Raw genomic sequence first — 12769 nt, forward strand, 5'->3', positions numbered from 1 at the left:
ACATGGTAAAGCGCCTGACCCGTTCAGCCCCCTTCCAGATCGCGGTTGCATGGCTGCTCGCGCGATACATGCAGCTGTGTGCGGCGACGACGCGGTGGGAGTATCGCGGGCGCGATCATATCGATGCGCTGACCGAGCGGGGCGACGGGATCGTGGCGGCCTTCTGGCATTCGCGCATCGCGCTGAGCTTCATGGCGTGGCCGCGTTCAGCACCGCAAAAACCGGCCATGCTCATCTCGCGATCAAAGGAAGGCGACTTCATCGCCCGATTTGCGCGTCATCTCGACATTGCGACCGTTCGCGGGTCCTCGCGAAACCGCCGCAAGGACAAGGCGAAGGGCGGCGTGGCGGCCTTTCGCGACATGGATCGCTGGGTCGATGACGGAAACTGCATGGGGCTGACGATCGACGGCCCGCGCGGCCCGCGCCAGCGCGCGACCATGGGCGCACTGCGCCTCGCCAAGGCGACCGGTGCGCCGATCATGATCTTCTCCTGGTCCGTGACGAACAAGCATGTCGCCAAGTCCTGGGACCGCTTCATCCTGCCTTTGCCCTTCGGGCGCGGCGTGGTGGTCTGGGGCGAATCCATCGTCGTGCCGGTCGATGCTTCGGTGCAGGAGATGGAGCGTCTGCGGCTGGTCCTGGAAGACCGTCTCAACGCCATCACGCTCGAGGCCGATCGGGCGTGCGGCGGGCCGATCAGTGAGCCCGAACCGCTCCCGGATACCGCCGGGGCAGTGTCATGAGCCTGCCTCCTGGCCTCTTCGTCTATCATTGGGCGACGCGTCTGGCCGGACCGCTGGCGCATCCGGCGCTGCACCACCGGGTCAAGCGCGGCAAGGAAGACCCGCTCCGCCTCGACGAGCGGCAGGGCCGGCCCTCGCGCAATCGGCCGAACGGCCATCTCGTCTGGCTGCACGGCGCCAGCGTCGGCGAGTCGCGAGTGATCCTGACGCTGGTGCGGGCGCTTCTGAAAGAGCACCCCAATCTGCATTGCCTCGTCACGACGGGAACGACGACGTCCGCGCAGCTGATGAGCGAGAAGCTGCCGTCACGTGCCATTCACCAGTATGTGCCGATCGACCGGCCGCGCTATGTGCGCCGCTTCCTCGACTACTGGCAGCCCGATCTCGGGATTTTTGCGGAGTCGGAGCTTTGGCCGAACCTATTGCTCGCGGCGGAACGGCGCGGCATCCCGATGGCGCTCGTCAATGCGCGGATGAATTCGAAGTCGGTCCGGAACTGGCTGGCCAATCGCGGCAGCGCGCGGCGTCTGCTGCGCTGCTTCGCGTGGATCGGCGCGGCCGACCGGCGCACGGCCGAGGGGTTGTCGGCGATCCTCGACGATGACGTGCCGATGGTCGGCAATCTGAAGATTGATGCCGAAGCCGATCCGCCTGATGCAGAGACTCTAGAGCGCTTTCGCGCGACGATCGGCGGCCGCCCGGTCTGGCTGGCCGCCAGCACGCACCCGGGTGAAGACGAGATCGTCCTGGCCGCGCACCAGAATCTTCTGAAGAATTATCCGGATGCGCTTCTGATCCTTGCGCCGCGCCATCCCGACCGGGGCGATGCGATGAGCGATACGCTGGCCTCCGGCGATTTCGCGCATGCGCGGCGGTCGGCGGGGGACTTGCCGGGTCCGGAGCATTCGGTCTGGCTCGCCGACACGATGGGCGAGATGGCACTCTGGTTCGCTTTGTCGCCCGTGGCCTTTATCGCCGGCAGCCTGATCGACGGGATAGGCGGGCATAATCCCGTCGAAGCGACCCAGGGCGGCGCCGCCGTGCTGACCGGACCCTTCACCGCCAGCTTCGACGATGTCTTCGCCGCCTATGAAGCCCATGACGCCGTCACGCGCGTGGCGCATGCCGATGCGCTGTCCGCTGCGGTCGCGGCGATCTGGAACGGGCAGTCCGATACGGTCCCGGCGGCGCGGCAAGCCGTGAAGGACCTGTCCTCCGGTGCGCTGACGCAGACGATGTCAGCCCTGCGCCCGATGCTGACCGGAACGCTCGCATGAAACCGCCGGCCTTCTGGGCTGGATCAACGGGACCGGGCAGCCGGCTTGCACAGGCGCTGCTGTCGCCGCTCTCGGCCATTCAGGCCGCTGCGACCGCGCAGCGCGTGGCAAAGCCAGGCGCTCGGGTCGATGCCGCCGTCCTCTGCGTCGGGAATCTGAGCGTCGGCGGGACCGGGAAGACACCGGTCGCTGCCGCCGCGATGGATCGCCTTGCGGACCGCGATGTGGCCGTCCACGGTCTGTCGCGTGGTTATGGAGGTCGCCTGAAAGGCCCGGAACGCGTCGATCCCGAATTGCACGGGCCCGACGACACGGGCGATGAGCCGCTTCTGCTCGCGCGGCACGCTTCTGTCTGGGTCAGCCGTGACCGCGTGGCAGGTGCATTGCGAGCCGTCGAGAATGGGGCGGACGCGATCGTCATGGACGACGGCTTCCAGAATCCGTCGCTGCACAAGGACGCCTCGATCATCGTGATCGACGGTGAGGCGGGATGGGGCAATGGCCGCGTGTTTCCCGCCGGCCCGCTGCGCGAACCGGTCGAAGCGGGGCTGAGGCGTGCCGACGCGGTGGTCGTGATGATGCCCGGCCCGGAAGACATTCCGAATTTCGAAGCACTCGGTCTCGCCGATCTCGAAAAGCCTGTGCTTCGTGCTTGGCTGGAACCCGCCGAACCGCCTCCGCCGGGAGCGCTGGTTGCTTTCGCCGGGATCGGACGGCCTGAGAAATTCTTCGATGCGATCCGCCGGCAGGGCGGCGATGTTGTCGAGACCGTGGCCTTTCCGGACCATCACCGTTTCAGCGCGCGCGAACTGGAACGCCTTGCCGATCTTGCTTCCGGCGCGAATGGTACGCTGGTCACGACGGAGAAGGACGCCGTGCGCCTGCAAGCGGGTTTCCGCGAGACCGTCTTCGTCAGCCGGGTGGACGCGAGGTTCGCGGACGCACGCGCGCTCGATGCGATCTTGCAGGCCGGTCTGGACGCCGCCGCCGCGCGCGGGGTAAAGGCCGCGGCACGATGAACGCACCGTGGCACCAGAAACTGGGTTGGCGCGCCGAAGCGCTCGGCTGGGATACCTATGAGGGAATTTTCCGCTCGATGGGGATCGACCGCGCGGGCGATGCCGGGGCCGCCATACTGCGCCGTCTGGGGCCCATGGCATCGGTGCAGAATGTCGCGCGCATCAACATGCAGCGTGCCTTTCCCGAAGCGACAAAGCCGGAGATCGACCGGCTGCTGACCCGGATGTGGGACAGTTTCGGCCGCTTCCTCGGCGAGAACCCGAACATGGCGGTGCTGGCCCCGCCGAAAACGCGCGAACGCGTCGAGGTGCGCGGCGAGGAGCTGGTTCTGAAGCTGACCCGCGAGCACAAGCCCTACGTCCTCGTCTCGGGGCATTTCTCGAACTGGGAGGTGATGGGGGCGGTGATCGCCGACCTGGGCCTCAATTGCCGCGTCACCTACCGCCACGCCAACAATCCGATCATCGACGAGCGCATCCTGTCGACCCGCGCGGCCTACGGTCTGAAGATCATGACCGCGAAGGGCGGAGCCGGCGCGAAGGAATTGCTGAAATGCCTGTCCGAGGGCACGGCGGTCGCGCTGATGAACGACCAGAAGATGAATGACGGCATCGCCGCGCCGTTCTTCGGCTACGAGACGATGACCGCGCCGGGCCCCTCGAAGATGGCGATGCGCACCGGCGTGCCCCTGATCCCGATCGTGACCCGCCGTCTTGAGGGCGCGAATTTCCGCGTGACCTTCTACGATCCGATCGAGCAGAGCACGGCGGCCGACAAGACCGAGGCCGTGCGCGACACCGTCACCAACATCAATCGCTGGGTCGAGGACCGGATCCGCGAAGCTCCCGAACAATGGTTCTGGGTGCATCGCCGCTGGGACAAGTCGGTCTACCGCAAGGATGCGGGATCGACCTCCAGCACCAGCGCCGGATCGATGTAGCGGTTCCGCCACTTGATGCGCCAGTCGAGGTGCGGACCCGTCGCGCGGCCACCCGCACCGATGGCGCCGATCTGGTCGCCCTGTTCCACGACATCGCCGACATCGACCGTCACATCCGACATGTGCAGGAAGGCGCTGGTAAAGCCCTGGCCGTGGTCGATGAAGACGAGGCCGCCTTCATAGAACATGTCGTTGTCGGCGAGCACGACGAGACCCGCCGCCGGTGCGACGACCGGCGTGCCCGGATCGTTGGCGTAATCAAGCCCGTAATGCGGACGGCCCGGCGTGCCGTTATAGACGCGTTGTGAGCCGTATACGCCGGAGATGATTCCTTCGGCCGGGGCGATGAAGCCGCCCGCAAAGCCCGCACCTTCCCACCGCGAGGTGTAGGCGGCGGCCTTGCGCTGGCTCTCCGCACGGATGCGGATCAGGTCTTCTTCGGACGGGGTTACGGTGCGCTGCGGCACGCCTTCCACGCGCTGGATATTGTATTCGCGCTGGGTCACCGAATGGGTCTGCAGGAATTCCGTGCCGTCGGGCAGGCGCGCAGACAGCGTGATTTCCTCGCCCTGGTCGCGGTCGAGGCCGAGTACCGCCCAGCCCTCGGCATCGGCGGTGGCCGACTGGTCGCCGAAATCGATCCGCGTGCCGGGCGCCGTGCGGCAGACCAGCATCGCGCCCTGGATGAATTCGCCGGCACAGCGCACCGGACGTTCGCGCGGTTCCGGGGCCGGCGGGATTTCCGCTTCCTGCCCGGCGCGCGGCATTTCCGCGTCGGCTTCCAGAAGGTCGCCAATCGGATCGGACGTCTGAAGCGCGAGGGCGAGGAGAAGGTCGATCATCGGCTGGCTCCGTGCGTGTCCTGCCAGCGTTTCACCGAAACGTAGGCGTCCTTGTAGGCCTCCTGCAGTTCGGCGCTCCAGTAGCGCAGATCGCGCAGCGGAATCGGGTCGCCCGTGACGGCGCAGCGCACGAAATTGCCCGGCTTCAGGATCATGAAGTCGGAATCGGAGAATTCGAGAACGGCTTCGCCCTGGAATTCGCTATCGAAGGCAGAGGTCATGGGGAGGTCTCTAGCACGAGGCGGGCCAGCCTAGAACAGGCTGCCCTGCTTTGGTGACGGGTGTTTCGGGGCCGGGCTGCGCCTCTTCGGCGGCGCGGATTGCGGCGGGGTAGATCGTCCCTCGCCATCCACGACGGCCTTGCGGCGCGTATCGGCGAATTCGATCTCGATGCCCTGACCGGATTGCAGACCGGCACCGGCGCGCACGAGCGCGCCATCGCCGTCGCGAACCAACGCAAAGCCTCGACCGAGGACGGATTTGAAGTTCACCGATTCCAGCCGGGCCGAGAGCGCGGCGAGATCCTTGCGACGCTCCCGTGTCCGGCTTTCGGCGCCGACCGTGAGCCGAACGACGAGTTGATCGAGACTGCGCCGTTCGCGCTGCAATTCGCGTTTCAGCGTGGCGGGCCGAAGCCCGGCCATCACGGTGTTCAGCCGTTCCCGGCGCGAGCGCGTGAGTGAGCGAAGTGCGGGCGCGAGCCGGTCTTTCGACCCGGCATAGCGCTGTCTGGCCATCGCGATCAGCGCTTTGGGGCTGTGCAGGCTGGCCGAGGCGATGCGCAAACGGTCCTTGCGGCGCTCGACCAAGCGGTTGAGCGCGACCGGCAGGCGGTCGGCGGCCGAATCGAAACGCTGCCGGGCCAGGCCGAGCAAGGTTTCCGGCCGGGGCAGGGCGCGGGCGGCAGAGCGCAGCTCGTTCTTGCGGTTGTCCACCAGCCGCATCAGGCCGCGCGTCAGGCGTTCGTCCCAGCCGCGTACATCGGCCATCAGTTCGGCGCGGACGGGAACGGCCATTTCCGCCGCACCGGTCGGTGTCGGCGCGCGCCGGTCCGAAGCGAAGTCGATCAGCGTGGTGTCGGTTTCGTGTCCGACGGCGGAAATCAGTGGAATGCCCGACGCCGCGGCGGCGCGGACGACGATTTCCTCGTTGAACGCCCAGAGGTCCTCGATCGAGCCGCCACCGCGCGCGACGATCAACACGTCGGGGCGCGGGATCGGCCCGCCCGCAGGCAGGGCGTTGAAGCCCTCGATCGCGGCGGCGATCTGCGGCGCGGCGGTCTCGCCCTGGACGACGACCGGCCAGAGCAGGACGTGGCGCGGAAACCGGTCTTCAAGGCGGTGCAGGATGTCACGAATGACCGCACCGGTCGGTGAAGTAACGACGCCGATCACTTTCGGCAGGAAGGGCAGGGGGCGTTTGCGTTCGGCCGCGAAGAGGCCCTCGGCGGCGAGCTTCTTCTTGCGCTCCTCCAGAAGCGCCATCAGCGCGCCGGCCCCGGCGGGCTCCAGCTTCTCGATGATGATCTGGTATTTCGACCGGCCCGGATAGGTCGACAGGCGGCCTTCCGCGACGACTTCGAGACCCTCTTCCGGGCGGAAGGACAGGGCATTGACCGCGCCCTTCCACATCACCCCGTCGATGACGGCCTTCTCGTCCTTGAGGTCGAGATACATGTGGCCGGACTTGGCGATCGTGACCCGGCCGAGCTCACCGCGCACCCGGACATGACCATAGGCGTCCTCGACCGTGCGCTTCAGCGACAGGGCCAGTTCGGAAACGGAAAACTCGTGGGCGTTGGACGCGTCCTCGGACATGACAGATAGGTAGTCGCGCTCTGGTCAGGCGCGCAAGTCCGGTCTAACCCTGCCGCGCAGACGAGCTTCGGAGGCAGGCATGCGGATACTGGTCATCGGTTCGGGCGGGCGCGAACACGCGCTGGCGTGGAAAATCTCGCACAGCCCGCTGGTCGACGAGATCTATTCCGCGCCCGGGTCGGTGGCGATGGACAAGCTGGGGCCGTGCTTCGACGTGAAAGCCGATGACGTGGACGGCCTTGAAAAGCTGGCCTTGCAACTGGAACCCGATCTGATCGTCGTTGGCCCTGAAGCGCCGCTGGCGATGGGGCTGGCCGACCGGCTGCGCGCACGCGGCTTTGATGTGTTCGGACCGTCGGCGCAAGCCGCGCAGCTGGAGGCCTCCAAGGGGTTCGCGAAGGACCGGATGCGCCGCTACGGCGTGCCCACCGCGCGTTATGGCCGGTTCACGGACGTGGCCGAGGCGAAGGCGTTTCTCGACACGCTTGAAGCCCCCTACGTGCTGAAGGCCGACGGGCTGGCGGCGGGGAAGGGCGTGGTCATCGCCGAGACCCGCGCTGAGGCCGATGGCGAAGTCGAAGAGATGCTGTCGGGCAAGTTCGGGGAAGCCTCGGCCGAGCTGGTCATCGAGGAATTCATGACCGGCGAGGAGGCGAGCGTCTTCGTCATCACCGACGGGACGAACATCATCACCTTGCCGCCGGCACAGGATCACAAGCGGGTCGGCGACGGCGATACCGGGCCGAACACGGGCGGCATGGGCAGCTATGCGCCCGCGCCGATCATGACGCCGGAACTGATGCAATTCGTTGAGGACAAGGTCACGCGTCCGATGCTGACCGGCATGAAATCTGACGGCATGGCCTATCAGGGCGTGCTCTATATCGGGCTGATGATCACGCCGGAGGGGCCGAAAGTCGTCGAGTTCAACTGTCGCTTCGGCGATCCGGAATGCCAGGTGCTGATGGCGCAGATGGACGAGGACATCGTCCCGGCCCTGCTGGCGTCCGCGACCGGCGGGATGAACCAGCGCGACTTTGCGCGACTGCTGCCGGTGCCGGATCGCCCCACGCCGTGCGTGACGGTTGTCATGGCGACGAAGGGCTATCCCGGCTCCTACGAAAAGGGCAGCGTGATCAAGGGGCTGAAGGAGGCCGCCGCGTTGGAGAATGTGACGATCTTCCACGCCGGTACGGATGTGAATGGCGCGGGCGACATTGTCTCGGCGGGCGGCCGCGTGCTGAATGTCACCGCAACGGGTGACACGCTCGAAGCGGCGTTGAAGCGCGCCTATGAGGCGGTCGACCTGATCGACTGGCCGGAGGGCATTTTCCGCCGGGATATCGGGTGGCGCGCGCTCGGCGATTCCCGCTAAGGTCGGGACAAAGGGGAGGACATCGATGATCCGGATTCTGACGGCTGCCGCGGCAGCCCTGCTGTCCACATCTGCGGCATTTGCGCAAGATGAGGACGTGACGGTCATTCACGCCGGCTGGCTGCTGGCCGTGCCGGGCGAACAGCCGGAACGCGAGCAATCGATCATCATTCGGGGCGAGCGGATCGAGGCGGTCGAGGACGGCTATGTCACGCCCGAGGGGGCGACGGTGATCGACCTGACTTCGTCCTATGTGATGCCCGGCTTCATCGACAGCCATGTCCATCTGCAGCACGAGCTGAGCCCGACCCGGCGGCTGGACAATGTCACGCGGTCGAGCGCTGACGACGCGCTACAGGGCGCGGCCTATGCCCGAACGACGCTGATGGCCGGCTTCACCACGGTGCAGGATGTCGGCGGGGATCTCGAAGCCTCGGTCGCGCTGCGCGACGCACAGCGCAATGGCTGGATCGCTGGGCCGCGCATGCGCGTCTCCGGTCCGGCGGTCACGCCCACGGGCGGCCATGCCGACGTCAACGGCTACAATCTCGATGTGATGCACGCCATGGAAAGCCCGGCGGCCTGCAACGGTCCGGCCGATTGCCGCCGCGCGGTGCGCGAACTGATCCGCGCCCGGGTCGACGTGATCAAGATCACCGCGACCGGCGGAGTGTTGTCGCAGACCGCGGCGGGAACCGAGCAGCAATTCTTCGCCGATGAGCTCGAAGCCATCGTCGAGGCCGCGCACATGATGGGCCGTCAGGTGACCGCCCATGCGCACGGCGTGTCCGGCATCAACGCCTTCCTAGAAGCCGGCGGGGATTCGATCGAGCACGGCACCTATCTCGATGACGACAGCATCCGCCTGTTCCGCCGGACGGGGGCGTATCTGGTCCCGACCGTGATCGCGGGCGTGACGGTGGCCGAACTGGCCGAGACCGCCGACTGGATGACGCCGGAAGTGCGCCAGAAGTCGATGGAAGTCGGACCGAACATGCTGGCCATGCTGCGCCGCGCCCATGCGGGCGGCGTGCGCATCGCCTTCGGCACCGATTCCGGTGTTTCTCCGCACGGCATGAACGCACGGGAATTCCAGCTGATGGTCGAGGCCGGCATGACGCCGATGGAGGCGATCACCGCCGCCACGGTCAATGCCGCTGACCATCTGGCGATGGGCGACGACATCGGCACGATCGAGCCGGGCAAGTATGCCGACATCATCGCCGTGGCCGCCGATCCGCTGGACGGCGTCTCGGCGCTGATGGACATGCAGTTCGTGATGCAGGGCGGCGAGGTGTATCGCGACCAATGAGCCAGATGGACGAAACCTTCTCCGGCACGAAGGATGTCGCCGACGCGCTACGCTTCGACGAGGCGGGCCTCGACCGCTGGATGCGCGACAATGTCGAGGGCTTTGCCGGTCCGCTGCGCGTCAGCCAGTTCAAGGGCGGTCAGTCGAACCCGACCTACCGCGTCGATGCAGGCGGCAAGTCCTACGTGCTGCGCCGCAAGCCGCCCGGCAACCTTCTGCCGTCGGCGCATGCGGTGGACCGCGAATTCCGGGTGATGAGCGCGCTCGGAAAGACCGGGTTTTCGGTGCCGGTCATGCACGGGCTGTGCGAAGACCGCGGTGTGATCGGCACGGAATTCTACGTCATGGATTTCGTCGATGGGCGCATTTTCTGGGACCCGTTCCTGCCGGACCTGCCGAAGGACGAGCGCGGCGCGATCTATGACGCGATGAATGCCACGCTGGCGCAGCTGCACGGCGTGGATCCCGCCAAGGCCGGGCTGGGCGATTATGGCAAGCCGGACAATTACATCGCCCGCCAGATCGCGCGTTGGTCGAAGCAGTACAAGGCGTCAGAGACGGACACGATCGAGTCGATGGACCGGCTGATCGAATGGCTGCCCGGCGCGACGCCGGAGCAGGAACGCTCCAGCATCGTTCATGGCGATTTCCGCCTCGACAACATGATCTTCCACAAGACCGAGCCGCGCGTGATCGCGGTTCTGGACTGGGAGCTCTCGACGCTCGGCGACCCGCTGGCCGATTTCAGCTATCAGCTGATGCAGTGGCGCGCGCCGAAGGAGATGCGCAACGGCTTCCTCGGGTCGGATCTGAAATCGCTCGGCATCCCGACCGAGGACGAATATGTCCGCGCCTATTGCGAACGCACGGGCCGTGACGGCCTGCCGAAGCTCGACTTCTACTTCGCGTTCAACCTGTTCCGCTTCGCCGGCATCGTTCAGGGCGTCTATCACCGCTCGCTGCAGGGCAATGCCTCGAACGCCAAGGCGCGCGAATATGGCGCCATGGTCAAGCCGATGGCGGACTATGCCTGGACGTTCGCGGAGCGGATGGGGGCGTGACCCGTCGGGTTTAGCCGCCGATATGCCCCAGCCAGGGCGCCCAGAGGGCCAGACCCATGGCGATCTCGAAACCGGTGGAGAAGAGGTTGTAGGACGTCCGCGTCTGATGCGCCTTGCCGTCGGCCAGCATGGATACGATCCGGCCGATCGCCATGCCGAGCCAGAGCGCTCCGACGGCAAAGCCTGCCGCCACGACGCTGTTGCGGCCGGCCTGCGCCATCATGGCGATGGTCAGGAGCACGCTGCCATGAGCGAGTAGAAAGGCGCCGCCATAGCTGGCACGAAACTCGGCCCAGCCGCCGGGCCATCGCGGGTCCGGCATCAGGCGGACGACACTCGCCCCCCAACGCGGGACAAGCAGGCTGGCCCCGCCCATAAGCGCGCCGATCCCGGCCGCGATGCCGGTCAGAAGGATGGGTGTGTCCATGTCCGCCTCCCTGAGGTCAGGGAATGTAAGGCGGGCCGCGCTCAAGTCACGGCGGGGCGGATCGAAGCGGGAAGGGGGTTCCCCCCTCCGGTCCATCCAAGGGGAGAGGAAAGCGGACCGGAGGGAAGGAGGGATCGCCTCTTGGGGTGTCAGGCGAGGACGTCGAGAACGCGCTTTTCCATCTCCGCGGCAGTGCGGGCGATCGCGGCGGCGGCGGAATGGGTGGCTTCCGCTTGCTTGATGGCGATCACCGCCTCGATCACGCCGGTCTCGTCGGCGCGCGGATTGGCGACCGTGCGGGCCGCCTGGGCGACCGTCGCCTGAGCCGCCGTCATCGCGGCGAGTGACGTGGAGTACACGCTGTTCATTCCGGCAGTCTGGCGCGGGCGCGTGCCGGGCGCGAGGGAAAGCGGTGGAGAAGGTTAAAGCCGCGTCAACCGGTGGCCGGGTCCCGCGCGATGATGCGGCAGGCGGCCAGGTCTCCTGTCACATTCACGGCGGTGCGCGACATGTCGAGGAGGCGGTCGACGCCGATGACGAAGACGAGGCCTTCTGCCGGAATTCCGAAACTGGCGAGCATGCCCGACAGGATGGCGATCGAGACTCCCGGCGCTCCTGGCGCGCCGATCGAGGCGGCGACGAGGCTGAGCACGATCAGGGCGACCTCCGGCGGCGAGAGGGTAACCCCCGCAATCTGGGCCACGAAGATCACCGCCACGGCCTGATAGAGCGCCGTGCCGGCCATGTTGGTCGTGGCGGCGAGCGGGATGATGAAGCTGGCGGAATCGCCCGGTGTGCCGAGCCGGTTACGCGCGGTCTCCATGGAGAGCGGCATGACCGCCGCTGAGGACGAGGTCGAGAAGGCGAGGAGCTGAACCGGAAAGACCGCGGCGAGGAATTTGCCCGGCGCCATCCGTCCGAGAATGGCGATCAGCACCAAATAGAGGACCAGAAGCACGGCCAGACCTGCCAGCACGACGCCGACATAGGCGGCGAGCGTGGTGATCGCTGAAACACCCATGCGCGCGACGAGTTGCGCGGTGAGGCCGAAAACGGCGAAGGGGGTGAGATACATCGCCCATTTCACCACTGTCATCGAGACTTCCAGCATCGCTTCGAAAAGCTGCCGCAGCGGGGCGAGGCGCGCCTGATTGCTGGACGCAACGAAGGCGAGGCCGACGAAGATGGAGAAGACGACGACGGCCAGCATCTCGCTGTTGGCCGCCGCCGCGAGCGGGTTGGATGGCACGAGACGGGCGATCAGGTCGGGTGCGGCCGCGGCGGCGTCGGCCAGCGGGTCGGAGAGTTCCGCCAGGTCGGGCTTCAGCCGCGGCATCGGCACTTCGCCAACAATCACCGACTGGCCGGGCCGGATCCAGAGCGCCAGCGTGGCTCCGAGTGTGGCGGCGAACAGGGTTGTCGTGCCGATATAAGCGGCCAGACGTCCGCCCAACCGCCGCAGCTTGTCGGGGTCCGACGCGCCGGCGGCCAGACCAAGGACGATGGAGGCCGCGACCAGCGGCATCAGTACCATCTGGATGAGGTTCAGGAACAGCCCGCCTGGCAGGGCGAGCCAGCGTCCAGCGAGTTCGGTCGTCTCTGCATCGACGAGATCGAAATCGGGGCCGATCAGCGTGCCGGTCACGCCGCCGAGCGCCAGCGCGATCAGAACCTGCGCCCAGAGCCGGTTCCTTATCCAGGACTGGAGCTTGCCGCGCAGATGGCGCGTGCGGATGCGGTCGGGTTCGGCCATGCCATCGGCCTAGCGGCGGTGGCAGGGAGGGGCAAGGGGCGGCAAGGTCGCAGGGGGGCGTCACCCCGGCGAAAGTGTTGTGTCCCGTGAGATTGTTGAGGCGCTGAGCGGGGCTTTCGTAATCGAGACATCGCAGGCGGGTCTGGTTGTAGTTTCGGACGAAGTCGAGGATGTAGCGGTTTCGCTCCTCGTGGGTGTC

At 66.8% G+C, this 12769-nt stretch carries 13 protein-coding genes; 7 read left to right on the forward strand and 6 right to left on the reverse strand.

From position 1 onward, the window contains the following. The first annotated feature begins 2 nt into the window (after window positions 1-2). From L5876_RS12300 to L5876_RS12315, 4 genes are read left to right on the forward strand one after another with little or no spacing between them, the layout of a single operon-like run. On the forward strand, window positions 3-746 hold the full coding sequence (locus L5876_RS12300) for a lysophospholipid acyltransferase family protein (RefSeq protein ID WP_236956653.1): 744 nt from the start codon (window positions 3-5) through the stop codon (window positions 744-746). Continuing rightward, window positions 743-2023 carry a 3-deoxy-D-manno-octulosonic acid transferase gene (locus L5876_RS12305; RefSeq protein WP_236956654.1) on the forward strand — a complete coding sequence of 427 codons (1281 nt, stop codon included), beginning with the start codon at window positions 743-745 and terminating at the stop codon, window positions 2021-2023. Before L5876_RS12300 ends, L5876_RS12305 begins: the two co-directional genes overlap by 4 nt. Beyond that, a complete protein-coding gene (lpxK, locus tag L5876_RS12310; RefSeq protein WP_236956655.1) occupies window positions 2020-3042 on the forward strand; it encodes a tetraacyldisaccharide 4'-kinase in 1023 nt (340 codons plus the stop codon). Before L5876_RS12305 ends, lpxK begins: the two co-directional genes overlap by 4 nt. Next, window positions 3039-3983, forward strand: a complete 945-nt coding sequence (locus L5876_RS12315) for a lysophospholipid acyltransferase family protein (RefSeq protein WP_236956656.1) — start codon at window positions 3039-3041, stop codon at window positions 3981-3983. The genes lpxK and L5876_RS12315 overlap by 4 nt, the downstream gene beginning before the upstream one ends. Here the strand turns inward: L5876_RS12315 and L5876_RS12320 are convergent. Genes L5876_RS12320 through xseA form a run of 3 tightly spaced genes read right to left on the reverse strand, consistent with a single transcriptional unit; the run spans window position 3932 to window position 6642 of the window. Continuing rightward, a complete protein-coding gene (locus L5876_RS12320) occupies window positions 3932-4825 on the reverse strand; it encodes a M23 family metallopeptidase (RefSeq protein WP_236956657.1) in 894 nt (297 codons plus the stop codon). The genes L5876_RS12315 and L5876_RS12320 overlap by 52 nt on opposite strands. After that, on the reverse strand, window positions 4822-5046 hold the full coding sequence (locus tag L5876_RS12325) for a DUF2093 domain-containing protein (protein WP_039718539.1): 225 nt from the start codon (window positions 5044-5046) through the stop codon (window positions 4822-4824). Before L5876_RS12325 ends, L5876_RS12320 begins: the two co-directional genes overlap by 4 nt. Before the next feature lie 30 nt (window positions 5047-5076). Beyond that, window positions 5077-6642 (reverse strand): exodeoxyribonuclease VII large subunit, encoded by a 1566-nt coding sequence (xseA, locus tag L5876_RS12330; RefSeq protein ID WP_236956658.1) that lies wholly within the window; start codon window positions 6640-6642, stop codon window positions 5077-5079. 79 nt (window positions 6643-6721) lie between these two features. Here xseA and purD point away from each other — a divergent pair, with 79 nt between their 5' ends. Genes purD through L5876_RS12345 form a run of 3 tightly spaced genes read left to right on the forward strand, consistent with a single transcriptional unit; the run spans window position 6722 to window position 10390 of the window. Beyond that, a complete protein-coding gene (purD, locus tag L5876_RS12335; RefSeq protein WP_236956659.1) occupies window positions 6722-8017 on the forward strand; it encodes a phosphoribosylamine--glycine ligase in 1296 nt (431 codons plus the stop codon). Between the two features lie 25 nt (window positions 8018-8042). Then, the gene (locus L5876_RS12340) at window positions 8043-9329 is read left to right on the forward strand and encodes an amidohydrolase family protein (protein ID WP_236956660.1); all 1287 of its coding nucleotides are present in this window, start codon (window positions 8043-8045) and stop codon (window positions 9327-9329) included. After that, window positions 9326-10390, forward strand: coding sequence for a phosphotransferase (locus L5876_RS12345; RefSeq protein WP_236956661.1), 1065 nt, complete (start codon window positions 9326-9328; stop codon window positions 10388-10390). The genes L5876_RS12340 and L5876_RS12345 overlap by 4 nt, the downstream gene beginning before the upstream one ends. Window positions 10391-10400: 10 nt before the next feature. Here L5876_RS12345 and L5876_RS12350 read toward each other — a convergent pair whose 3' ends face one another. The 3 genes from L5876_RS12350 to L5876_RS12360 all read right to left on the reverse strand — a co-directional run bounded on the left by L5876_RS12350 (window position 10401) and on the right by L5876_RS12360 (window position 12570). Further along, on the reverse strand, window positions 10401-10817 hold the full coding sequence (locus L5876_RS12350) for a hypothetical protein (protein WP_236956662.1): 417 nt from the start codon (window positions 10815-10817) through the stop codon (window positions 10401-10403). Window positions 10818-10966: 149 nt separating this feature from the next. Further along, a complete protein-coding gene (locus L5876_RS12355; protein WP_236956663.1) occupies window positions 10967-11185 on the reverse strand; it encodes a hypothetical protein in 219 nt (72 codons plus the stop codon). A gap of 65 nt (window positions 11186-11250) precedes the next feature. Then, entirely contained in the window at window positions 11251-12570 is a 1320-nt protein-coding gene (locus L5876_RS12360; RefSeq protein ID WP_236956664.1) for a dicarboxylate/amino acid:cation symporter, read from the reverse strand. Window positions 12571-12769 lie beyond the last annotated feature (199 nt).

The sequence above is a fragment of the Hyphobacterium sp. SN044 genome (genome assembly GCF_021864465.1).
Taxonomy (GTDB): domain Bacteria; phylum Pseudomonadota; class Alphaproteobacteria; order Caulobacterales; family Maricaulaceae; genus Hyphobacterium.